The following is a 24,151-nucleotide window of genomic DNA, read 5'->3' as shown; positions in this document are numbered from 1 at the left end:
GTAAAATTCGCCCCCCTGGTTTGGATCAGTAACCCTGTTTAGTGTGCGGGAGGATTAAAATGTCATCGATTACCCAGTCGCAAATCGAATCGGAAATTAAGAACTACGTCGACCCCTATCTCCAGAAAGATCTGGTTAGCGCTGGATGCGTCAAAAAGATAGACGTTGAAGGTAACAAGGTCACAGTAAACATCGTTTTAGGATTCCCGGCAGCGGGTTATTTTAATACCCTGTCGGAAAAACTGAGCTCTAAGATCAAGCAAGCGTGTGGTGCCGACAATGTCACGGTGAAAATCAGCAGCAAGGTCGTGGCTCATTCGGTACAGCAGGGTGTCAAGCCCATGCAGAACATCAAGAATATTATTGCTGTCGCGTCTGGCAAAGGCGGTGTAGGCAAATCCACAACGTCGGTTAACCTGGCGTTGGCATTGGCGGCAGAAGGTGCGACCGTTGGCATTCTGGATGCGGATATCTATGGTCCAAGCCAACCGCGTATGCTGGGCATTACCGGCAAGCCAGACTCCAAAGATGGCAAATCCATGGAGCCCATGGAAAACCACGGCGTTCAGGCGATGTCGATCGGTTTTCTCATTGAAGAAGAAACCCCGATGATCTGGCGTGGCCCGATGGTCACCCAGGCGCTTGAACAGTTACTAAATGAAACCAACTGGCGCGACCTGGATTACCTGGTCATCGACCTGCCACCGGGTACTGGCGACACGCAGCTGACGCTGGCGCAGAAAATCCCGGTCAGTGGCGCTGTTATCGTCACCACACCTCAGGACATCGCATTGCTGGATGCGCGCAAAGGGCTAAAGATGTTCCAAAAGGTCAACGTACCGGTACTCGGAATCATCGAGAATATGAGCATACATATCTGTTCCAAATGTGGTCACGAAGAGCACATCTTTGGCGCAGGCGGGGGACAGCGCATGTCGGAAGACTATGGCGTCGACATGTTGGGTTCCTTACCGTTGGATATCACCATCCGCGAACAGGCCGATGGCGGAACTCCGACAGTGATTGCAGACCCGAACAGCCGAATCTCAGAGCTATACCGTGAGATCGCTCGCAGTGTTGCCGGCAAGCTTTCCCTGCAAGCAAAAGATTACAGCAGCAAATTCCCTAACATCGTAATAGAAAATAATTAGCAATGAGCATCAAGTCTGACAAATGGATACGCCGCATGGCGGCAGAGGGAATGATCGAACCGTTCGAACCCGGCCAGGTCAAGCAGTCAGATGGCAAGCGCATCGTATCCTACGGCACGTCGAGCTATGGGTATGATGTGCGATGTGCGGATGAATTCAAAATATTCACCAATATCAATTCTGCTGTCGTCGACCCCAAGGCATTTAGCAGCGAAAGCTTTGTCGATGTACGCTCAAATGTGTGCATCATCCCGCCAAACTCGTTCGCTCTTGCCCGTACCGTGGAATACTTCCGCATCCCACGCAATGTGTTGACCATCTGCCTCGGCAAATCGACCTACGCCCGCTGTGGCATCATCGTCAATGTAACGCCATTGGAGCCAGAGTGGGAAGGACACGTGACTTTGGAGTTCTCCAATACCACGCCTCTTCCGGCAAAGATCTATGCTAACGAGGGCGTAGCGCAGATGCTGTTTCTGGAGTCTGACGAAGTCTGTGAGACCTCATATCGCGATCGCGAGGGCAAGTATCAGGGCCAGACCGGCGTAACACTACCTAGAACCTAAACTATTGGATGGGGGAGGCCTTGTGGCGCCTCCCGCCATAACATGTTTCACTATCCCGCTTGATTTACCCCACAAAGTCCCCATAAAGCACTTAGACTTTTTCTGAACAAACTGGACTGGAAGTTGCTCTAAGTTTTTGGCAAGAGAAAATCGGTATTTTTAAGATCGTACATAAATCAATGGCTTGGCTAGTGTGAGAACTGTGAAACAGGCTATAGCAAAAAACTGCGATGCTGGTATCCTAAACATAGTATCGCGCTAGGCCGATATTGTATTAAATGCCCTTAATGTGGTGAGGAGGTGCCCTATGAATATCATCATCGACATGGTGACAGGAGAGATAGATGGCGACCAGGATATTATTGTCATCAGTAATCGCTACACCCCCGACCAACCCGAAAAACTTGAAAACCGCGAACACTATGTGACAGAACTACGCATACAACCGGTTGAAATAGTACGCGAGAGACCACCGGGCATCCCGGCAGACATCGCAAATCGGGATATTGATACATTTCTTAACGATATGAACTAGCTTCGACAGGCTGTCTAAGGCCGCGAAGAAGACAGTTTACGGCTCGGCTGGAATTTGTCCGCGCACTACATCTTCGTTGGACATTTGACTAACATAAAAAACGCATACACTGTTAAGTGCATGCGTTTTTTTGTTAATTCGACTGAGAAATATTTCAGAGCCCGTAGGACTACTGTACTACCACTTTGAGGCGCATTTGGGGATGAATGGCACACTCTACATCAGCCTCGCCCGCTTTGTCATAGGTGACGGGTTTGGATTGCCCAGCGGGATATGAACCCAAATCAAAAGTTTTCAGATCAGACAGTGAAAACACGTTGTGGAAAAACGGATCTTCGTTTTTAAAATGGATCGTGTCGCCAACTTTAACAACGATTTTTGAAACCGACTTTCCGTTCTTTACGAACGCCTTATCCTTTTGCCCAACGGTGATATCTCCCGCGAACACCGCTCCATTCAATACCATTGAAAAAATCATCAATGCGATGCCGTTCACTACTGGTTTCATCAATCGTCTCCTTGTAAATCCCTAAAGGAAAAAGTTAGTTTGCTTTGGGCAAGTTTGGAACCGTTACTCGCCTTGGTTTTCCAGTCAAAGACTTTAGAAACTCGACCAGATCCATTTTTTCCGCTTTACTTAGGCGTAAAGGTTTCATATTAGGCGAAAGTCCTTCAACCTTTTCTCCACCCATATCATAGTGATCAATAACTTCTTCAAGCGTATCGAACTCACCGTTGTGCATATATGGTGCCGTGAGCGCTACATCGCGCAACGTGGGTGTTTTGAATGCGCCTTTTAAAACAGCGACGGATTTGATGGCAAAGCGCCCATCATCCGTATTACCCTTCAATCCAATATTGTGAAAGCCGTTGTCGGTGAAATTAAAACCTTCATGGCAAACAACACATCGTGCCTTGTTCTTGAACAGATTAAACCCTCTGGCGGCAGATGTTGAAATCGCTCTTTTATTCCCTTTTAGCCACATATCAAATGGTGAATCCGTTGAGATAATCGTGCGTTCAAAACTGGCTATCGCTTTGGCTATCGATTCGCCAGTGACACCTTCACCAGGATAGGCCTCCTGGAACATCTTGACATAACCGGGTAACGCTACCAGTTCAATAATTAACTCATCGAGATTCTGTGCCATCTCACCGCCGGCAACGATAGGCCCTAAGGCCTGCTCTTCCAGTGTTTGTGCGCGACCATCCCAGAATTGTGACGTTTGAAACGCGGTATTCAATATCGTTGGCGTAGCACGGCCTAGTGTTTTCATTCCATGCCCGGTCGCCGTCTTCATCCCGTCGGCCCAACCCAGGGCAGGGTTGTGGCATGTCGAACAGCTAATGAAATTGGAAGATGACAATCTCGGATCAAAAAATAAGGCCTTGCCCAGCTTTACTCTCTCCCGAGTTAACTTGTTATCCAAGGGCTCTGGAACTTTGGCTGGACGCAAATAGGTTTTTACATCTTTATTACTAGGGATTTTTTTTGCCGCGCTGGCAGGCGTATTTACTGACGCCACAAGGAAAGCCATTGTTATTGCAGCGAAAATAATCCCGCGTAATGTCAGATTTTGAACAAACATCTGAGTCTCCTATTAACCTTTTGTATTTACTTCTCTATTCATCGTCAATATCCATCTACTCTTTAACCTCGATAGCTACAGTCAAATAACTCCAGGAAAAAGCGTATATCTACAAATGTTTTTAAACATCACCTGAGTTTGAATTTACCTATCACTTCACCCAGGCGATTTGACGCTCCGGTCAGGCTTCCTGCCAGGTCATGCAGGTGATCTGTTTGCGAATTCGTTTCGTTTGTAGACTCAACTAAGGAACCGACTGACTCGATGATTTTTATGACCGAGTCTGCCTGCATATTCATCATATTAACCACTTCGCCCATGATGCCTTTCATCTCCGTGGTCTTTTTGCCGCTGGCGACAGTAGTCGAAGCCACCTCTTGCAGACGGGTGACGTTTACATGGGCCTGCTCAGTCGATTCCTGCAGCATCGTGACAGTACTGCGGATTTGATTGGAAATTCTTTCGATTAACTGTGAAATCTCCGATGTCGCCACATCAGTGCGAGTCGCCAACACCCTGACTTCGTCAGCGACCACGGCGAAGCCTCGACCTTGCTCACCTGCTCTCGCCGCCTCTATGGCTGCATTTAAGGCAAGAAGGTTGGTCTGCTCAGAAATGTCTCTGATGGTACCGGTAATCGTTGTAATGCTATTAGCCATTTCCGCGAGATCATTCGTTGCCACTGCGGTAGCCTCGATTTTTGTCCTAAACTGTATAAAATTGTTTGCCGTTTCTGTCAGCTCGACAGCAGCGTGTTCTGCAATCGCTGCGGTTTGTTCGGCCTCAGTCGTCGCCTGATGTAGCTGTTGCATAGAGCTATTAGTTGAATGGCTTACTGAATCAGACTCATGTTTTATATTCTCCACCATATGCTTCAAAGTCATAGCGATGGCTTTTATATTATTCGCCGTGTGCGACACATCATCTGCTCTTCCAGACACATCGACAGCGCAGTTGGTTACATTGCCTACTATTTCATTTAGGTCGTCAACAGTATTGCCCATAACCCTGACCATACGCCCCACCTCGTCATGCCCAGCGTCAGGCACCGTCAAATTGAGGTTACCTTGTGCAAGTGAATGCATCAGGTCTTCCAGAACGGAAATTGGCTTGGTAATCCGCGCTACTATAAAAAAGCTAAGCATGATGGCAACGACTATGCCTATCACGACAAACATTCCTTGCAGCAGTATCGCGCGCAGACTTTCATCTTTCTGCTTAGCAAGAAATTCATCCAATTCTATTTTTTGCTGATTGAGCACGGCAATAACGAGCGCCTCAATCTCTTGCACCATTTGACTTATGGAACGACTTTTTGCCAACGCTTCGCTGTCGTTATTTGCCCGTGCGTCTTTGATTATTTTGAGCTGTACCGGTTTGATCTGATTTCTCAACTCCACCATACGCGTCACAAGAGGGTTTTCGGGCATAATGGTCTTAAGTTTGTGCAACTCTTCGTCGACCTCCGCCCCTTTGCGTATCATGGCAATCGAAGCCGAGCGTGTTGCCTCGCCATCGTTCTCGATGATTAGTTCACCTTGTAGTTTTGCTAATTCTTGAATCGCGGTATTGACAGAATTCACCGCGTTAATACGCGCAATTGAGGCAGAAGTTGCCGTGCTGATAGTGCTTACTTCATTGGTAACAGTTAGCCCGGCCATGATACTGACCGCAATCAATCCAAAGCTATAAAAAATAGAGATGGATAGAATCTTTTTACGCAAACCAATATTAGAGACAATTCTGCTCAATAGTTGGTTGGTTCGATTGACAAGTAGCAAAACGACACTGCCCCAATAACTAGACTTAGATGGTATCACCCAGTAGTATCGGCACAATAAATCAGCTCTTTACCTTACTCCCCCTAGAAAACCATTTAATTTCTGGTGGATACCGAAATTTTTTACTTAATCTTGTGCTTCCATTTTTTCGTTGGTAAGTTGATCTTGGCCATCCTATCCCACATGGAACATACGGTTACAGAAAGAACTATTCTAAAATCTTGCGCATAGTCGACTTGGTCTACCGCTTTTATTAGAAATCTACATGGACAAATCGTCATTCTTTTTAGATCGTAGAAACAATTAGCGGTCGTAAGAAATTGCGTTATTCGTGAGACTGAAAAAAAGCCCCGGGGACGGGGCAGCCAGAAAGAGTCGTTATTTGGGAAATACTGAAAAAACGTCAGGCAAATTTGTTAAAAACGAGATATTTGCTTGCAACTGCTTGTCGCGCTAAGCATCCAATTCGTCGAGTTTTTGGTAAGCACTAGTGTCGCTATCCCTGCGCTGTCGGCGGTTTGGATATCGGTCTTTTTCAAAATTAAACAGAATTTCCAGGCTTATCTTGTAACGGCTGAACGCGTGCTGGTAGCGTTCACTGTCCGGGTACAGCGTGTTAATGTAGTCGACCGCAAGCGATACCGGCAACGCTACCAGAGAGCTGACGATCGCTACTGCAGCCCCGGTTTTGATATCGCCTCCTTCGGACAATGCAAGAAAAAACCCGGCGAACGTACCAATTATCCCGATTAGAATAATCATAAACGGAGCCCGATTAAGTATCGCGGCAACGTTTTCTGCGCTGAATATTTTGTAGACGGACGTAAAATACGGATTATTATCTAAAGCGATATGCGTAATGATTTCATATTCCGGCGTATGACTGTAATCGTGGTCGGCCACTTCATTGACTGTCAATTCGACCATGTTTTGCACGCCTTCCTGAATGCCAAATAGACGCTCCAACATCGAACCTCTTTTAGATTTTTCCTTTATCTTTTTCTTCACTAGAATGTCTTCGGTTTGTTCGATTAGCTTTGAAGCCTGCTCCTCCAAATCACGTGCTTCCTGCTTCAAACGTTCTGCCTCCTTGATTCTTGCACGTAAAACAGGCATGTAAGCGCTATCCTTGGTGTACATCGAGACTGGCACCTTCATCGCCACTTTAGCAACTGCCGGATCAAAATTGGCCGATAACGCGACTTCTGCCTGATCCCTCAAACTATGTGCATACGTCGACGTGCGCAGACTTTTCTGAGCACGTTTTTTGTATTCGAATACAGAGTAGTAAAATGCCATCACATACTTATTCAAGGCTCTAATTTTGTAGTGCAATCCAAATTTGAATAGCGCATACACAAAGAACACCAGAAGTATTAGCGCAACAAACACAAACCCGATCATTTCGTTAGTTATCGTAATACCACTCACATAAACCAACGCACCGAGTGCAGATATCAAAGACAGCAGAAACAATAAGAACATAAATACCTCGACTCAATCGTTTTCGTGTCATTTAGTCCAGGTTCATCCTGAACTGCAATACAGCCGCCTGTTCCTGACTGCAATCATAGTCTACGCAATTTGCCTTTTTCCCAACCAGACGTTTCGGTACCGGGCTAGCGTTCAAATATCCCTGTGCGGAAATACTCATATCGGCTTTCAATTCGTCCCTATAGGGGAAGCTCCTCATGGAAGGATCGGAGAATATAAAGTTGTACATCGCCAGCGCTCTATCGTTGCTAAGTTTGAGATTATATTTACGCGCCGCTTCCGACTCTCTCGATTTATCATTAATATCCACATAACGGCCACGATACACCGGGGATGTAAGACCCGTAATTTTCAAAGAACCCAGTTGTTTAGCCGCTTCCTTGTTGGAGTAAATACTTTTCGCATATTTAGGGATCATTACCCGCAATACTGCCTTCATCTCATCGGTTAGCTCGCCTCTTCCACGCTTAAAGTATGACTGTTGAAAATGCAGCTTCACACGCCCAGTCTTACTGTCGATTTCTACCGCGCGCGAATCAAAGTCTAGAAAGTTTTCCTTCAGTTCCGATACTATTTTTTCTTTGGCTTCCATGGCCTTTACATATTGATCTAACTCACCCTTCAAGCGACCAGCCTTGGCGCGCTCTGTTTCCAATTGCTTGCTGAATTTTGCTTTAACTAAACCAAGCTCATTGTGTTTTTGCGTTTCCAGGGAAGAAACTTGCTCTGCCAGCATTTTGTCGTATTCACTTTTAGCCTTTGCCAGATCAACACCCTTTTCCTTTGCTAATTGCGCTTTGTTTTCTGCAAGCGCGTCATCATATTCCTGTTGCGCTCTTTGAAGCGCTTCTTTCTTCTGCGCGTTCAGTGCAACACGTTCAGCTTGTAATGCAGACTCATGCTCAGCCCTGGCGCGCTCAAGTTCCCGATGAGTTTTTGCTGCAATCTGGGTCTGCTTTGACGCGAGCGCCTTATCGTATGCCTGCTGTGCACGACTCAAAGTCTCGCGCGTCTGTCGCTCTAATGCCGTTTTCTGTTCTGCCAGTGCCTGGAAGTATTCTTCTTGCGCCTTAGCAAGAGCCATTTGTTTTTCTTTGCTTAAATCAGTTTCTTTGTTTTTTATGGCGTCACGATACTCTTTGTGCGCTTGCTTTAGCGCCATCTGTTTTTCTGCCTCCAGTGCCGTTTTTTGCACGGCTAAGGCATCTGCGTAATCGCGCTTTGCCTGAGTCAATTCCATTTTCTTCTCAGAAATCATACGGCTTTTATTACTTCTAATGGCGTCCTGATATGCTTGATGCGCCTTTTCCAGATCATGGCGCTTTTGTGTTTCCAAAACAGCTTTTTGTTCGGAAAGCGCTGCCATATGTATTTGCTTTGCCTTGGCGAGTTCTTCCCGTTTCTTTCGTGCCAGCTCGAACTGCTGTTCTGACAAAGCTCGCTGGTAGTCCTGCTCAGCATTTTTCAATTCCTGGTTTCGCTGCGCTTCTAACGCTATCTTTTGCGCCAATAACGCGCGCCGGTATTCGTCTTGCGCCTTATCCATTACAGCTCGTCTGTTCTCCAGCTCTTGCTTTTCGTTTTCACGCAAAGCCTGGTCAAATGCAAGCTTCGCCTCATCCAACACCTTTCGCTTCTGGTGTTCTAATGCAGTTTTTTGATCGGTTAGCGTCCGCGCATATTCTGCCTGGACCTTAGCCAATTCGATTTTTCGTTTATCAGCCAGTTTAGACTCTTGATCCGCAAGTGCCTGTTCAAGCGCAGAGCGCGCGATCTCTAACTCTTTGCGCTTTTGTTGTTCCAAACGCGTTTGTTGTTCCACAAGTTGCCCGGCAAATCGACGTTCCGCTTGCTCTATGGCAACATATTTTCGCTCTTCCAGCTCACGTTCTTTGGCAGCCAAATTGTCGCGATAATTCTGTTCTGCGATTGCAAGATCCTGCTTTCGTTGTTTTTCCAAATCTTCTCGCTGACGAGCATGCTTGTCTTCGATATCGACTACCAGCTCTTCGTATTCACCTGCAAATTTCTTTTGCTCTACCGCCAATAATTGAGCGAATTTTTGCATCAGCTCTTCAGCTTGTTCCTGCTGTCGCTGCTTAATCATGTCTAATGTCAAATTTGAATTCTGCGCTAAGGCTCGACGCCGTGACTCCTCTTTTTTCTCTGTTTCAACTTGTGTAACAATTTCCTGTATCTGCTGCTCAGTCTCTACTTTTACGTCGATTATTTCCTGCGTCGAATACAGCATGAAGACCAACGCCAGGACAGCAAACAGATCAATCATCGGCACTAAGGCCTCTGCAGTTTGAGACTTTTGATCCAGAACTTGGTCTGACAACATAATACAAACCGAAAACGTTAACGTAGAGAAATCATAGGAAAATTCACGTATAAGTGATGTCGATTTGCTCACAGACAAAAGGGAACGGAGGCGCAGTTCTTGTGATTTCTTCGCGTGACAAGTGTGAACACGGTCCCAATACGCGATTTGTATACATGTATTGCAGAGTAGAGACGAGAACCTACGATACCACTATACTTTTTAGATCGGAATCGCCCCTATATCGACTAAGACAGGCTAAGGCTAGGACGTTAGAAATGCAGATATCAACGTCAATCGTTGAGTTGTATAGATATGCGTTTCAGGATACTAGGATTCACAAATGAAAAAGGGGCTTCAACAGCCCCTTCAGTCGATCTGAAAAATATTATTTATGGTACTTCGCGCTTAACTCATGTACGGCCTCGATAAAAGCGCCGGCATGTTCCGGGTTAACGTGTTGATGAATACCATGACCAAGATTGAAGACATGACCAGAACCTGTACCATAACTTTCCAGGATAGACGCGACTTCTTTGCGAATTCTTTCTGGCGAGGCATACAGGATAGACGGATCCATATTTCCTTGAAGCGCGACCTTATTGCCCACACGTCGACGTGCTTCACCAATTTCAATCGTCCAATCAAGACCCAAACCATCGCATCCGGTCGCGGCCATGTCTTCCAGCCAGGCACCGCCGCCTTTGGTGAACAGGATCACAGGCACTTTACGCCCTTCGGCTTCGCGTTTAAGACCATCAACGATTTGCGCCATGTAGCGCAGAGAAAATTCTTTGTAATCTCTTGGCGTGAGGATGCCGCCCCAAGTATCAAAAATCATTAAAGCTTGTGCGCCCGCGTCCACTTGTGCGTTGAGATAAGAAATAACCGATTGTGCGGTGGTATCCAACACCTTATGCATCAAATCTGGACGGTCATACATCATGCCTTTGACTTTCGCATAATCTTTGGTTGAACCACCTTCTACCATATAGGTCGCAAGCGTCCACGGACTGCCGGAAAATCCGATTAGAGGTACACGCCCGTTTAGTTCACGGCGTATGGTGCGAACCGCATCCATAACATACTTCAACTCACCCTCTGGATCAGGAACACCCAGCTTCTTCACGTCCGCTTCGCTTTGAATCGGACGATCAAAGGCTGGCCCTTCGCCAGTCGTGAAGCGCAGACCCAGACCCATTGCATCGGGAATAGTTAAGATATCTGAAAACAGAATAGCCGCATCTAGTGGATAACGATCCAAAGGCTGCAAAGTAACTTCACAAGCCAGATCTGCGTTTTTGCAGAGATCCATGAAACTACCCGCTTTAGTACGAGTCGCACGATATTCTGGCAAATAGCGGCCAGCCTGACGCATCATCCACACTGGCGTATAGTCAACAGGTTCTTTTAACAGGGCGCGAAGAAAACGATCGTTTTTTAATTCAGTCATGATTATCTCTATTTGTGTTTTCTCGAAAAAAACAGTCTTAACAAGCTATAGACTAACGGGAGAAACAGCTCAGTTGTTTGAATTCATCAAAGGACCGACGAAAGCACAAAAAATGAATTCGGTTTTGGTTTTAAATTTATAAATAACTAAATCAGCTAAACACCGAGATAGTCGAGTATACCCTCGGCAGCGTTGCGCCCTTCAAAAACTGCGGTTACCACCAGATCCGAACCACGAACCATGTCGCCACCGGCAAACACTTTTTCATTCGTCGTCTGAAATTTAAATGTCTTATTTTCCGGCGCAACTACGCGACCACGTTCATCAATGCTAATTCCAAATTCTTCGAACCACGGAGAGGGGCTGGGCTGAAAACCAAAGGCAACGATAACGTGATCGGCATCGATAATTTCTTCGGAACCAGATACCGCTTCCGGGCTGCGGCGTCCTCTCGCATCAGGCGCACCCAACTGGGTAGTGACAACTTTCACACCCTTTACCTGACCATCTCCTACAACTTCAATAGGTTGACGGTTCCACATGAACTGCGCGCCTTCTTCCTTGGCGTTTTCCACTTCCTTTTTCGAACCTGGCATATTGGTTTCGTCACGGCGATAGGCGCAAATCACTTGCGAGGCACCTTGACGCAATGCGGTGCGCACACAGTCCATAGCCGTATCACCACCACCAAGAACCACTACGCGCTTGTCTTTCATGCTGATGAACTCATCCGATGATTTTTCAAAGCCCATCATGTTATTGGTATTGGAAATCAGATATGGCAATGCCTCATATACACCAGGCATTTCTTCGCCAGGAAAACCGCCTTTCATATAATTGTAAGTGCCCATACCCAGGAAAACGGCATCGTAATCATCGAGTAGTTTCTGAAACGGAAGATCCTTGCCAATCTCAGTATCGAGAACGAATTCAACACCCATCTCTTCCATCACGCTGCGACGACGTTGAACGATTTCTTTTTCCAGTTTGAATCCCGGGATACCGAAGGTCAACAAACCTCCGATTTCTGGATGACGATCAAAGACCACTGGCTTCACACCATTACGTACAAGAATATCAGCACAACCAAGTCCCGCTGGACCTGCACCAATAACCGCAACTTTCTTTCCTGTCGGCTCCACCTTTGACATATCCGGACGCCAGCCTTGAGAAAAAGCGGTGTCACTGATGTAGCGTTCTATTGCGCCTATGGTTACTGCACCAAAGCCATCATTGAGTGTACATGAACCTTCACAAAGTCGGTCTTGCGGGCAAACTCGACCGCATATTTCGGGTAGTGAATTTGTCTGATGGGATAGTTCTGCGGCTTCGAGGATATTGCCCTCAGCAACCAGTTTCAGCCAGTTGGGAATGTAGTTATGAACCGGACACTTCCACTCACAGTAAGGATTGCCACACGCAAGACAACGATCAGCCTGATCTGCCGCTTTTTGTCTATCGAACTGCCCATAAATCTCATTGTAATCGTAGACTCGGACTTCAACGGGCTTCTTCGCTGGGTCCTGACGATTCAGATTGAGAAATCGAAAACTATCACTCATGTCTAATCAACCAATTTATAACTTGCTTATGCCGCGCTACGCAGAGCGTCCATGAGGGTCTCAAGTTCAGAGGCCTTCGGTTTAATCAGCCAGAACTTGCCGATGTAATCACTGAAGTTGTCGAGGATTTCGCGCCCCCACTCACTATCAGTTTCACTCACATAGTCCTGAATCATGTCGCGCAGGTAGTGGCGATGCGCCTCGGTGTTCTCTGTCGATATGCGATGTATGTCGATCAACTCATGGTTGTAACGATCGACGAAGCGATTATTCAGATCGAGAACATAGGCAAAACCACCGGTCATGCCTGCACCGAAGTTAACGCCGGTTTCACCAAGCACAGTAATCACGCCACCAGTCATATATTCGCAGCCATGATCACCCACACCTTCAACAACAGACATGGCGCCCGAATTACGCACGGCAAAACGTTCACCGGCCGTACCGGCCGCATAGAGCACACCACCGGTGGCACCATATAAACAGGTGTTGCCGATAATTGCGGCTTCGTTACTCTTGAATTTACTACCGACCGGAGGCGAAATAACAATTCTGCCACCTGTCATACCTTTACCCACATAATCGTTGGCATCGCCTTTCAAGTGGATATGCAAACCGCCTGCGTTCCACACTCCAAGACTTTGACCCGCAGTTCCTGTTAGTCGAAGCTTGATTGGCGCCTCAACCATACCCTGGTTGCCATGACGCAAGGCGATCTCACCAGACAAACGTGCACCGATTGAACGATTCACATTCTTCACTTCGTAGCTGAATTCGCCACCACTCTTGCTTTCAATCGCAGACAAGGCATCAGCTACCATGCGTTCAGCCAATTCGCCTTTATCAAAAGGTTCGTTGTGTGGCTCTACGCAGAAGCGCGGTTTGTCGGCTGCAACACCACCATCAGACAGAATCGGCGACAAATCCAGTTTGCGCTGTTTAGCCGTTTTACCTTCGAGGATAGTCAACAAGTCTGTGCGACCAATCAGGTCTTCCATTTTGCTGACGCCCAGTTTTGCCATCCACTCGCGTGTTTCGCGCGCAATAAACTTGAAATAGTTCATCACCATTTCGGGTAAACCAATAAAGTGTTCCATGCGTAACACCTTATCCTGGGTGGCAACACCCGTTGCGCAATTGTTCAAGTGACAAATGCGCAGATATTTACATCCCAAAGCCACCATAGGACCGGTACCGAAACCAAAACTTTCCGCGCCGAGTATGGCCGCCTTGATGACATCAAGACCTGTCTTCAGACCACCGTCCGCTTGCAGGCGAACCTTGTCACGCAGGTTATTTGCGCGCAGTGTTTGGTGTGTTTCAGAAAGGCCTAATTCCCACGGACTTCCTGCATACTTTACTGACGTCAAAGGACTTGCACCCGTACCACCGTCATAACCGGAAATCGTAATCAGATCGGCGTAGGCCTTAGCAACACCAGCGGCGATCGTACCAACACCAGCCTCGGCGACAAGTTTGACCGACACCAGTGCCTTCGGATTGATTTGCTTAAGGTCGAAAATCAGCTGCGCCAGATCCTCAATCGAATAAATATCATGATGAGGTGGTGGTGAAATCAGCGACACACCGGGACGCGCATAGCGCAGGGTCGCGATGAGCTTGTCCACTTTCTTGCCCGGTAGCTGACCGCCTTCACCAGGCTTGGCGCCCTGGGCAATTTTGATCTGAATTACTTCAGCGTTAACGAGATAGTGTGGCGTTACGCCAAAACGACCAGATGCAACCTGTTTGATCTTGGAAACCTTTTCAGTACCGAAACGGGCAGGGTCTTCGCCGCCTTCACCCGAGTTCGAACGGCCACCGAGACGATTCATCGCAATGGCTAAGGATTCGTGCGCCTCTGGTGACAAGGCGCCCAATGACATACCAGCGCTATCGAAGCGCTTAAGTATGACGTCTTCAGCCTCAACTTGATCGACCGCGATTGCTTTAATGTCTGTGCGAGGCGCAAGCAAATCGCGCAATGAGGAAACCGGTCTATTGTTCACGATATCCGCGTAAACCTGATAGTCCTCATATTTACCACTCTTAACGGCAACCTGGAGGCTACGCACTACGTCAGGGTTATAGGCGTGATATTCGCCGCCATGCACATATTTCAGTAGACCGCCATGATCGATATTCTTACGTGGTGTCCAGGCTAACTTAGCCAGCGAACGTTGATCATTTTCCAATTCAGCAAAGCCGGTTCCACGGATACGTGCCGTCGTACCTTTAAAGCACAAATTGATCACTTCATTATCCAAACCTACAGCCTCGAATAGCTGAGCGCCTCGATAACTGGAAATTGCAGAAATACCCATCTTGGAAATAATTTTGAACAGGCCTTTGTTGATACCGCGACGGTAACGTTGGGCAAGTCTAGGCTTCACACCATCGCGAACTTCACCAGTTCGCACCATGTCTGACAGGATTTCATAGGCCAGGTAAGGACAGATTGCTGTCGCGCCGTAACCAAGCAATACCGCGAAGTGATGCGGATCACGCGCCACACCGGTTTCTACCACGATGTTAGCGTCACAACGCAGCCCTTCAGCAATCAAGCGATGATGTACTGCACCTGTCGCAAGCAATGCATGAACGGGTAGTTTGCCTTTGGCGATGTTTTTGTCACTCAGCACCAATACCACTTTGCCGCTACGTACTGCATTGACAGCTTCATCGGTGATTGACTTCAATGCATTGCTAAGCGGGATATTTTCATCCACATTCAACTCGATGCTATGGTGAGCGTAGTCGGCGTCATTGATGCTGAGTAACTGCTCTAGCTTGCCCTGAGACAACACAGGCGAATCGACGAGTAAGCGTCTCGCGTGCTCGGCGCTGTCTTCAAAAATATTCAGCTCACGTCCAAAGCAGGTCTCTAGCGACATGACGATCTGTTCCCGCAAAGGATCAATCGGCGGATTCGTTACCTGGGCAAACTGCTGACGGAAATAATCAAACAATGAACGTTGACGCTCGGACAACACAGCCATAGGCGTGTCGTCGCCCATTGATCCTACCGCTTCCGCAGCAGATTCGGCGAGAACGCGAATTACCTGATCTCGCTCTTCGAAAGAGACCTGGAACATCTTCTGATATACATCCAACTGCTCCGGCTCAAAACTCCCCATGCCGGCCACATCACCAAACAGCCGTGCTTCAAGACGCTGAGCGTGTTTGCTCATCCATTCTTTGTAAGGATGACGGCTGGCGATATCTTTGTTGATATCTTCCGGCAACTTCAACTCACCAGTAAAGGTGTCTACCGCCAACATCTGACCTGGTTTTAATCGACCCTTGGCAACAACATCCTCGGGCTTGTAGTCATATACGCCGATCTCAGAGGCTAGCGTGATATGCCTATCGTTAGTGATCACGTAGCGCGCTGGACGCAAACCATTGCGGTCTAAACAACAGGCCGCATGACGGCCATCGGTCAAAACGATACCGGCAGGGCCATCCCATGGCTCCATGTGCATGGAGGCATACTCATAGAAAGCACGCAAATCGGGGTCCATGGTGTCGACGTTTTGCCACGCCGGTGGGACAAGAAAACGCATGGCGCGAAAAATGTCCATCCCGCCGGCTAACAAGGTCTCAAGCATATTATCGAGACTGTTGGAATCTGATCCTGTTAATGACACCACTGGGCGCACGTCTTCCATGCTAATCAATGGCGTTTCAAATTTGTGTCCACGCGCAATAGCCCAATTACGGTTGCCCTGTACGGTATTGATTTCACCGTTATGCGCCAGATAACGGAAGGGTTGGGCAAGACGCCACTGTGGCAAGGTGTTGGTAGAAAACCGTTGGTGGAAAACTGCCAACGATGTCTCCAGTCCTGCGTCCTGCAAGTCTTTATAAAAGATTGGCAGATACTCGGGCATTACCAGGCCTTTGTAGGAAATTACCTTGCACGAGAACGTCGGTATATAAAAGACTGGGTCACTAACCTCCAGGGCTTTTTCGGTACGACGACGCGCCTGAAACAGTTGGCGGTCGAGAGTATCCTCGTCCATGCCCGTGGGTCCATTGACAAATAACTGCTCAATACGTGGCAGACTCTTTAAAGCCTCTTCACCACAGGCTGATGGATCGACGGGCACTTCACGCCAGCCGAGCACCTCAAGACCTTGTGCACGACATTCGTCTACCAACTTAGTGCGCGCGGCTTCAGCCTTGGATTGATCAGGATTAAGGAACACCATTCCCACGGCATAGTTATCGGCGAGCTCAAAGCCTAGACTCTCTCCCACTTGTCGCAAAAAACTATCGGGTTTGCGGAACAAAAGACCACACCCGTCACCGGTCTTGCCATCTGCAGCAACCGCTCCACGGTGAGTCATACGTGCCAATGCTTTAATAGCGGTATCCGCCACCCAGTGGCTGGGCTTACCGTCCATATTCGCGATCAGGCCGAAACCGCAATTGTCTTTTTCGAATTCCGGGCGATAAAGCCCTGTGTTTAAAGCGTTTTTCTGTTCCACTGATGTATCCAACATTGAGAGTACGGAACCGGCATATTTTTTCGAATAGTGTCCGGATCACAGGCAAAATGGCCAGAAATTATACTGACACGATGGGGCATGCGCAATCTGGAGAGTACAGCGCGGCAAAATTAAGGAAATTGTAGCGAAAGCGACGCTAACGTCGCTTAAATCCGCCTCGACAGCATGTAAGCATGCTCTGAAAGCTCCAACCAGGACGAAGATTGTTGCTGGAAGTTCACCACTGATTCATGAATTTTCCCCGCCATCTTGTCCTTTGAAGCCAGTTCTTGCACAACGCTTGTTGAGATTTGATGCAGCTTCCGCAACACGTCATCAGGTAATTGCTTAACCTGAACACCGTGCTTCTCCTTGAGCGTCGTCAACGCCGTGCTGTTCCTGGCAGTGAACTCCGCCTCCATATCAGCATTCGCTACACGACAGGCATTCATTACGATGCTTTGCATATCTTTGGGAAGCTGCTTGAGCGCCGTTTCGTTAATGAGAACTTCCAGGGCTGGACCGGGCTCGTGCCAACCAGGGTAGTAGTAATACTTAGCCGCCTTATATAAACCAAATGCGAGATCATTGTAAGGACTCACCCACTCCGCAGCATCTATCACACCAGACTTTAACGCGGTAAAGATTTCGCCCGCGGGAATCGTCACAGGAGTTCCGCCTATGCGCTTGAAAACGTCCCCAGCAAAGCCTGGGATACGCATTTTCAGGCCTTTCAAGTCCTCCAGGGAATTAATCTCCTTGTTAAACCAACCGGCCATTTGCGTACCCGAATTTCCACCGGCCGCCGGCACAATACTGTAAGGCGCATATAGTTCCTGCCACAACTCCAGTCCGCCGCCGTGGTACAACCAGGAATTCATCTCCTGGGCATTCAAACCAAAGGGTACACAGGTAAAAAACTGGGACGCTTCGGTCTTGCCTTTCCAGTAATAAGACACTGCGTGCCCCATTTGCGCCGTTCCCTTGGAAACCGCATCAAACACTTCAAAGGGTGGCACGAGCTCGCCCGCACCATACACTTTTACTTCAAGCTCCCCGCCACTCATCTCTGTGATCAGATTGGCCAGGAAGTTTGCGCCGGTACCGAGACCGGGAAAATTTTTCGGCCACGCCGTGACCATCTTCCATTGAATCTTATTTGCCGCGCCTACGATGGCTGGCGCACCCGCCAATGCGACGCTGCCGACGACTGCACTCGTTCCCTTGAGTAAATCACGACGTTTCATTGCATCCTCTCCGTATTACAGTTTACGTGCGTTCAAATAAGCCAATTCCGAAATATCGTGCCAAGCGATAACCTGTTGCCTGAACGTATTAAAAGATTCGAATACCTTCTTCGACATGGCGTCTTTCGCAGCCACCTCGCGCACCACCTCATCAGAAAGGTCACGCAGTTTTTTCAGCACATCATCAGAGAAACGTCTGACTTCCACTTTGTGTTTATTCTTCAACGTAGCGAGAGCCGCATTATTATTAGAAGTATACTCAGCCAACATATCTTGATTGGCGATACGACAGGCCTGCATCACGATGGATTGCAGATCAGCAGGCAACTCTTTAAATGCTTGCTCATTGATAAAGCATTCAAGCGTGGTACCGGGCTCGTGCCAACCGGGGTAGTAATAATACTTAGCAGCCTTATGCAGACCGAAGGCGAGATCATTGTATGGTCCAATCCATTCCGTCGCGTCGATAGCACCAGACTTGAGAGATGTAAAAATTTCCCCTCCGGGTAGATTTACCGGGGTACCACCAGCACGCTTGAGCACCTCGCCCCCCAGGCCCGGGATACGCATTTTCAAACCGTTCAGATCGCCTACGCTGTTTATTTCCTTGTTGAACCACCCGCCCATTTGAACGCCCGTATTACCTGCAGCGGAAGGAATCAAGCCAAATGGCTTGTAAACCTCTTTCCACAGCTCCATGCCACCACCATGATAAAGCCAGCCATTCATCTCCTGTGCGGTGAGACCGAAGGGTACTGCGGCGAAAAACTGCGCGGCTTCGCTCTTACCCTTCCAATAATAGGCCGCACCGTGACCCATTTGCGCCGTGCCTTTGGAAACCGCGTCAAATATCTCGAAGGGAGGCACTAGCTCGTTGGCGCCGTATACCTTTACCTCCATGCGCCCACCACTCATTTCGCCGACCAATCTGGCCAGGGTGTTCGCACCGGTACCAAGACCTGGGAAATTCTTCGGCCAGGTAGTAACCATTTTCCATTTAATCTTTTTCGCCGCGGCAGCTGTCTTCATTCCTGCCACACTGGCGCCAGCAACAGCAACGCCCGCACCTACACCTGAAAGAAACTTTCTTCTATCCATTGACAAGACTCCGCGTGAAATTGAATGTGCTCATATTACCTATGCCAGTTTGTGAGCGCAAATCATCAACAACATGAATCGCAAGCAAAAATTCCAACCTTAGTCTCCACCTAAACATTTCACCGTATTTACATGTAATGCGTAGTACTTTTCCAGCACATTGAATTTCTATATAGTGAACACCAACAAAACTCATCAGCGCACCGAGAAAAATGATATTTACGACTCCTCCCCTGGCCGTACACATTGCTGCAATTTTATTCCTTGGCCTGGTATCTGGCTGCGCCAACATAACAAGTCAGCAGCACAACAAATGTTTTCGCCTGGGTCAGATATGGAGTTACGATACGCGCCCTGGGGAAGAACAATCACGGCTAAGTATCGTAGAGGCATACACCACTCAGGAGAATCACCGCATGTACGTGGTACGTGTCACTGGTGTCAAAATCGATAGTCCCTACTTTCGAAATTATTTTCCTGACGAAATTCCTTTTTTCATACTCCACGAAGCCGGGCTTGAGGCATCAGTCAAGTCTGTTGTGGGTGAGTCAAACTGGAACAAACACTTTGATAAAAGCTTTCAGCAGTGGCGCAAAGATCAGCGTTATCAGGATTTCTATGGCCATACAATAAAAGAGAAACTGGATACGATTGAAGAAATGCTGAACATAAAGCTGGGAGCATAAAAACAATGCGCAAACGATTCCTGTATGTGCTGCTAGCATACCTAGCTGCTGTAAACCCAGCTTTGTCCGACGAAACGAACTCAAAAATTGACACGCTTTTGGCAACTACAGAAGTCGACAACAGCATACAACGCCTGGAGCGGAAGATACGCACAGACTTGAGTGAGGAAGATCTTACTCGCCCAGAACAAGCTTTATCTACTAGCGAAAAAGATCTTTATCTGGAAAAACTTTCTGAAGCTATTCTCACTTCTCGCGTCAAAGACTACTTAGTCAAAGCCCTTTCCGAAGAGGAAATTTCACAGCTAATCGATTTTTACCAACAACCGCTCGCGCGCAAGCTAACCGTATTAGATAGACCATACGAGAAGCCAGAACAACTTAAATCTCAATACGATTTTTTCAATTTTCTCGACCAGCATATTCCACCCAAAGCACGCATACAACTTATCAACCAGGTAGAAGAGGCGTCACTCACTACAGAGTCACAACTTTACCTTAAAGCAAACGTGTTTCAAGAACGGGCCAAAGCGAAGCTAATCTACTTTGATAAGTACGATGACGAAAACAAACAAAAACTGGAATACCAGATTTCCAGCTTCAAAGATACCGTTGAGCACAACTTACGCAATGCAAACAGACTTGATTTACAGTTTCGTTATCGCGAATTGTCTGACGAGGAACTACAACAAATTCTTGTCCTGCACCAAAACCCGTTACGGCGCAAGTTTGTAATGGCACTCACTGAAGCCATCACACTTGCAATGCGCGCAGGCGTCAACACAGGCATTACCAACGTATTGCGACTACGTAACGATCCCAAATCCTGATACGCATGCCAATCAAGCAAATCAGCCGCACACTACGCTATAATGACGCCTCGCTATCTAGTGGAAACCCACAATGAAATATCATGATCTGCGCGACTTTATTCAACAACTGGAAAAATCCGGCGATTTAAAACGGGTTTCTCAGCCCATTAGTCCTCGTCTTGAAATGACAGAGATTTGCGACCGAACCTTGCGCGCAGGAGGCCCGGCGATTCTGTTCGAGAATCCGACTGATTATAAGTGGCCGGTACTAGGCAACCTTTTTGGCACACCGAAACGCGTTGCCATGGGTATGGGCGCACAAGATATCAGTGCGCTACGTGAGATCGGAAAACTACTCGCCTATCTCAAGGAACCCGACCCACCAAAAGGCATGAAAGACGCCTGGAATAAACTTCCACTGTTGAAAAAAGTATTGAGCATGTCACCGAAAGTCGTGCGCAAAGCCCCATGCCAGGAAAATATCATCGAAGGCAGTGATGTCGATTTGTCCACGATACCCGTTCAAACCTGTTGGCCTGGCGATGCAGGACCTTTGGTTACGTGGGCGCTTGTCGTCACCAAAGGACCACTAAAAGAACGCCAGAACATGGGAATTTATCGCCAACAGGTAATCGGTAAAAACAAGCTGATTATGCGCTGGCAAGCACACCGGTGTGGAGCTCTGGATTTCCGTGACTGGCAAAAGGCACATCCAGGCGAACCGTTTCCAGTTGCCGTCGCGCTCGGCGCAGACCCTGCGACAATACTCGCCGCGGTGACACCGGTGCCCGATACGTTGTCTGAATATGCTTTTGCAGGATTGTTGCGCGACAGCAAAACGGAAGTTGTGAACTGCCACAAAAATAATTTACAAGTCCCCGCCAGTGCGGAGATTGTACTGGAAGGATTTATCTATCCAGGTGAAACCGCACCTGAAGGACCGTTTGGAGATCACACGGGTTACTATAACGAAGTCGATACCTTCCCTGTTTTCACTGTAGAACGCATCACGCATCGAGACAATCCGATTTATCACTCAACATACACCGGAAGACCACCGGATGAACCCGCAATTTTAGGGGTGGCGTTGAACGAAGTATTTGTACCAATATTACAAAAGCAATTTCCCGAAATTGTCGATTTTTATCTGCCACCGGAAGGTTGCTCGTATCGCATGGCGATAGTCAGCATACGAAAACAATATGCAGGACACGCGAAACGTATCATGCTCGGTGTTTGGTCATTTTTGCGCCAGTTCATGTACACAAAATTTGTCATCATCGTCGACGATGATATCAACACTCGCGACTGGCAAGATGTCGTATGGGCGATGACGACACGCATGGACCCTTCACGCGATACCGTCATGATCGAGAATACACCGATTGACTACCTCGATTTTGCCTCGCCGGTATCTGGCCTGGGCTCCAAGATGGGCATGGATGCCACCAATAAGTGGCCGGGCGAAACAAACCGAGAATGGGGCTCGCCCATTGTTATGGATACCGAAGTGAAGTCACGGATTGATAGTATTTGGCAGTCATTGGGGATATAACAAGGGAGTCGCTAATACCCGACATAATTAGACTAAATAAAGCATTTCCTACTGACGTCGCACATCGCATCGAAATTTTATCTTGTCAGCATTGAAGTTAAGCTATTGATTTAATAAGAACCCCTAAATGTTTCTGGTAAAAAAGACTACTTTTTCACAAAATTTTTATGCTCGCGGACGAAACATAGCCTAATGGCATAGACTCTGCCTTGTAGTTCGCTCCAACAATGTTTATAAATTGAGAGGCTGCCTCAATGAAAATACTTCGCCTATTAACGGCACTTGGCGTCATCGTTTCCATCAACGCGTGTCAGACTGACGCATTAGAAGGGTTGAACGCGAACAATAGTAATTTCCGCGTAACTTCCGGCGCTGCGGCACCGCTTACCGCTAACGACTTCAATCGGCTTAGCCCGGAAAACCAATATGCTGTCGCGAGCAAATTGCTGGGCACTCTGTATAAAGGGGAGCCGATGCATGAGTTTTTTGACTTGAAAAAAGGTGTACAGAAACTGCGCCCCATGCATGCTGATTTTCTAAATGAGACTGTGGCGCAACTCAATATTCGATTAGACAGCCGGGACAGTTATGCACAACTAATCGAAGAAAAATACGCCTTCAACGCTACCAGAAAGCCTATGGCTGAGCCCTTAGCCGCAATGTATGAACTACCAGTGAGCCGTGATCAGTTCGAAATCTGGATGGCTTATACACTTGCTAATACTATTCTATTTTCGCCTGCTGAGGAAATTGATTCCGCATCTCATATAGATGTTCAAAAGGTACATGCCGGTCTTGCACGCGCAATGGCTAGGGATGACAACATTAGACAGATCATTCTTACTCACATGAAGTCCGAGGCAAATTGGCGTCGTTTTCGATCACCCGAAGACAATACTCGCGAAATGATTGAGATCTATCTCGGACTATTTGACCGTGACGAGGACGTACCAAAGGCGTCTAAGGCATGCAAAAACTGGTATTTAACCGATGACACAGAGGACTATCAATTAGTGGTGGATCTTCTGGATGAAAATACCGAACCTCAGTTAGTGCTGGACAATAAGTGGGTAACCACGTGTGATGAATTTTACGCGGCGATCGCGCAACACCCTTTGGTAATCCCGCGTATCACAACAGTTCTGGTTGACCATTTCTTTCCAACCAGTACGTCAGAGAAAAGAGCCACGATCGTACAGTCTATAGTGAGCTCACAACCAACGCATTTTAAGCACATTTTTATCGCGATGTTATTTTCAAAAGCATATTTGCTGGAAAACGAAAGACCCAAACGTTTTGAGGAAGCTTTTTTTGGCACAGGTGGCCGAATCTATTGGCATGCTAATAGAGATTTCTTCAATAACATCACAAATCTTTCGACATCCACCGACTTTCCGACATTGGCAAAAATGAACCAGCCTGCAATGACACTAAAACTCGGACGCTGGAAGGATCAACCGCTTGACTCGCTTAGCTTCGCGGTTTTTCACAAGGGAATGCGTGAACAATTGTTACTTCCGCGTGTTAGCGACAAACTGAACACCGGTCAACGAGGATGGGCGCCCGAATTACTGGAAAACGCATTATTTCTTACCGGGGATGATTTTATTAACTACCTGTTCCTGTCCGTCGCCAACAGGCGAGCCTCAGATGAGGAGCTAAAAGCGCTAAACGATTTCATATCTGACAAACAATACGACAGCAATGAAATTCGTAAAACTCAAATCGTATTTGATTATCTGTCTCGTCTCCCAGAGACATATTTTCTAAACAAAATTGAGGACGCTTCGCTTTAACGCGAAGCCA

The 24,151-nt window shown here is 47.5% G+C and carries 17 protein-coding genes; 7 read left to right on the top strand and 10 right to left on the bottom strand.

Annotated features, from left to right (window positions below; all coding sequences use genetic code 11):
- Positions 1-59 precede the first annotated feature (59 nt).
- The 3 genes from apbC (at position 60) to OEZ43_04215 (ending at position 2,252) form a co-directional block, all read left to right on the top strand.
- Entirely contained in the window at positions 60-1,151 is a 1,092-nt protein-coding gene (gene apbC, locus OEZ43_04225; protein ID MDH5544774.1) for an iron-sulfur cluster carrier protein ApbC, read from the top strand.
- A gap of 2 nt (positions 1,152-1,153) precedes the next feature.
- Positions 1,154-1,717: a dCTP deaminase gene (gene dcd / locus OEZ43_04220; protein MDH5544773.1), complete on the top strand. Its 564-nt coding sequence runs from the start codon at positions 1,154-1,156 to the stop codon at positions 1,715-1,717.
- Positions 1,718-2,024: 307 nt separating this feature from the next.
- Positions 2,025-2,252, top strand: coding sequence for a hypothetical protein (locus OEZ43_04215; protein MDH5544772.1), 228 nt, complete (start codon positions 2,025-2,027; stop codon positions 2,250-2,252).
- A gap of 169 nt (positions 2,253-2,421) precedes the next feature.
- On the opposite strand, the gene OEZ43_04210 is transcribed toward OEZ43_04215, so the two are convergent.
- From OEZ43_04210 to OEZ43_04165, 10 genes are all read right to left on the bottom strand, one after another.
- Positions 2,422-2,760, bottom strand: coding sequence for a methylamine utilization protein (locus OEZ43_04210; protein MDH5544771.1), 339 nt, complete (start codon positions 2,758-2,760; stop codon positions 2,422-2,424).
- Between the two features lie 34 nt (positions 2,761-2,794).
- Positions 2,795-3,841 (bottom strand): c-type cytochrome, encoded by a 1,047-nt coding sequence (locus OEZ43_04205; protein ID MDH5544770.1) that lies wholly within the window; start codon positions 3,839-3,841, stop codon positions 2,795-2,797.
- Between the two features lie 128 nt (positions 3,842-3,969).
- The gene (locus tag OEZ43_04200) at positions 3,970-5,592 is read right to left on the bottom strand and encodes a methyl-accepting chemotaxis protein (protein ID MDH5544769.1); all 1,623 of its coding nucleotides are present in this window, start codon (positions 5,590-5,592) and stop codon (positions 3,970-3,972) included.
- Between the two features lie 483 nt (positions 5,593-6,075).
- On the bottom strand, positions 6,076-7,107 hold the full coding sequence (locus tag OEZ43_04195; GenBank protein MDH5544768.1) for a hypothetical protein: 1,032 nt from the start codon (positions 7,105-7,107) through the stop codon (positions 6,076-6,078).
- A 31-nt stretch (positions 7,108-7,138) separates the two neighbouring features.
- Positions 7,139-9,460, bottom strand: coding sequence for a hypothetical protein (locus OEZ43_04190; GenBank protein ID MDH5544767.1), 2,322 nt, complete (start codon positions 9,458-9,460; stop codon positions 7,139-7,141).
- 367 nt (positions 9,461-9,827) lie between these two features.
- Positions 9,828-10,892, bottom strand: a complete 1,065-nt coding sequence (gene hemE / locus OEZ43_04185; GenBank protein MDH5544766.1) for a uroporphyrinogen decarboxylase — start codon at positions 10,890-10,892, stop codon at positions 9,828-9,830.
- Between the two features lie 155 nt (positions 10,893-11,047).
- On the bottom strand, positions 11,048-12,454 hold the full coding sequence (locus OEZ43_04180) for an FAD-dependent oxidoreductase (protein MDH5544765.1): 1,407 nt from the start codon (positions 12,452-12,454) through the stop codon (positions 11,048-11,050).
- 26 nt (positions 12,455-12,480) lie between these two features.
- Complete coding sequence (gene gltB / locus OEZ43_04175) at positions 12,481-16,962, bottom strand: glutamate synthase large subunit (GenBank protein ID MDH5544764.1); 4,482 nt, start codon at positions 16,960-16,962, stop codon at positions 12,481-12,483.
- A 152-nt stretch (positions 16,963-17,114) separates the two neighbouring features.
- Positions 17,115-18,194: a TRAP transporter substrate-binding protein DctP gene (dctP, locus tag OEZ43_04170; GenBank protein MDH5544763.1), complete on the bottom strand. Its 1,080-nt coding sequence runs from the start codon at positions 18,192-18,194 to the stop codon at positions 17,115-17,117.
- A 15-nt stretch (positions 18,195-18,209) separates the two neighbouring features.
- Positions 18,210-19,292 (bottom strand): TRAP transporter substrate-binding protein, encoded by a 1,083-nt coding sequence (locus OEZ43_04165; protein ID MDH5544762.1) that lies wholly within the window; start codon positions 19,290-19,292, stop codon positions 18,210-18,212.
- A gap of 212 nt (positions 19,293-19,504) precedes the next feature.
- Here OEZ43_04165 and OEZ43_04160 point away from each other — a divergent pair, with 212 nt between their 5' ends.
- From OEZ43_04160 to OEZ43_04145, 4 genes are all read left to right on the top strand, one after another.
- The gene (locus OEZ43_04160) at positions 19,505-19,978 is read left to right on the top strand and encodes a hypothetical protein (GenBank protein ID MDH5544761.1); all 474 of its coding nucleotides are present in this window, start codon (positions 19,505-19,507) and stop codon (positions 19,976-19,978) included.
- Positions 19,979-19,983: 5 nt separating this feature from the next.
- Positions 19,984-20,808 carry a hypothetical protein gene (locus tag OEZ43_04155; GenBank protein ID MDH5544760.1) on the top strand — a complete coding sequence of 275 codons (825 nt, stop codon included), beginning with the start codon at positions 19,984-19,986 and terminating at the stop codon, positions 20,806-20,808.
- Positions 20,809-20,881: 73 nt separating this feature from the next.
- Positions 20,882-22,345 (top strand): 4-hydroxy-3-polyprenylbenzoate decarboxylase, encoded by a 1,464-nt coding sequence (gene ubiD / locus OEZ43_04150; GenBank protein ID MDH5544759.1) that lies wholly within the window; start codon positions 20,882-20,884, stop codon positions 22,343-22,345.
- A gap of 254 nt (positions 22,346-22,599) precedes the next feature.
- Entirely contained in the window at positions 22,600-24,141 is a 1,542-nt protein-coding gene (locus tag OEZ43_04145) for a hypothetical protein (protein ID MDH5544758.1), read from the top strand.
- Positions 24,142-24,151 lie beyond the last annotated feature (10 nt).

This window comes from Gammaproteobacteria bacterium (assembly GCA_029881255.1).
In the GTDB taxonomy this organism is placed as follows: Bacteria; Pseudomonadota; Gammaproteobacteria; order S012-40; family S012-40; genus JAOUMY01.
This window is presented reverse-complemented; position numbering and strand designations above follow the sequence as displayed.

Bases quoted from the DNA above. Each gene is read 5' to 3' on its own strand.
- OEZ43_04215 (MDH5544772.1), top strand. From the start codon at position 2,025: ATGAATATCATCATCGACATGGTGACAGGAGAGATAGATGGCGACCAG.
- OEZ43_04190 (MDH5544767.1), bottom strand. From the start codon at position 9,460: ATGTTGTCAGACCAAGTTCTGGATCAAAAGTCTCAAACTGCAGAGGCC.
- gltB (MDH5544764.1), bottom strand. From the start codon at position 16,962: ATGTTGGATACATCAGTGGAACAGAAAAACGCTTTAAACACAGGGCTT.
- dctP (MDH5544763.1), bottom strand. From the start codon at position 18,194: ATGAAACGTCGTGATTTACTCAAGGGAACGAGTGCAGTCGTCGGCAGC.
- OEZ43_04155 (MDH5544760.1), top strand. From the start codon at position 19,984: ATGCGCAAACGATTCCTGTATGTGCTGCTAGCATACCTAGCTGCTGTA.
- OEZ43_04205 (MDH5544770.1), bottom strand. From the start codon at position 3,841: ATGTTTGTTCAAAATCTGACATTACGCGGGATTATTTTCGCTGCAATA.
- ubiD (MDH5544759.1), top strand. From the start codon at position 20,882: ATGAAATATCATGATCTGCGCGACTTTATTCAACAACTGGAAAAATCC.
- OEZ43_04165 (MDH5544762.1), bottom strand. From the start codon at position 19,292: ATGGATAGAAGAAAGTTTCTTTCAGGTGTAGGTGCGGGCGTTGCTGTT.
- OEZ43_04210 (MDH5544771.1), bottom strand. From the start codon at position 2,760: ATGAAACCAGTAGTGAACGGCATCGCATTGATGATTTTTTCAATGGTA.
- dcd (MDH5544773.1), top strand. From the start codon at position 1,154: ATGAGCATCAAGTCTGACAAATGGATACGCCGCATGGCGGCAGAGGGA.
- apbC (MDH5544774.1), top strand. From the start codon at position 60: ATGTCATCGATTACCCAGTCGCAAATCGAATCGGAAATTAAGAACTAC.
- OEZ43_04195 (MDH5544768.1), bottom strand. From the start codon at position 7,107: ATGTTCTTATTGTTTCTGCTGTCTTTGATATCTGCACTCGGTGCGTTG.
- OEZ43_04145 (MDH5544758.1), top strand. From the start codon at position 22,600: ATGAAAATACTTCGCCTATTAACGGCACTTGGCGTCATCGTTTCCATC.
- OEZ43_04160 (MDH5544761.1), top strand. From the start codon at position 19,505: ATGATATTTACGACTCCTCCCCTGGCCGTACACATTGCTGCAATTTTA.
- OEZ43_04180 (MDH5544765.1), bottom strand. From the start codon at position 12,454: ATGAGTGATAGTTTTCGATTTCTCAATCTGAATCGTCAGGACCCAGCG.
- hemE (MDH5544766.1), bottom strand. From the start codon at position 10,892: ATGACTGAATTAAAAAACGATCGTTTTCTTCGCGCCCTGTTAAAAGAA.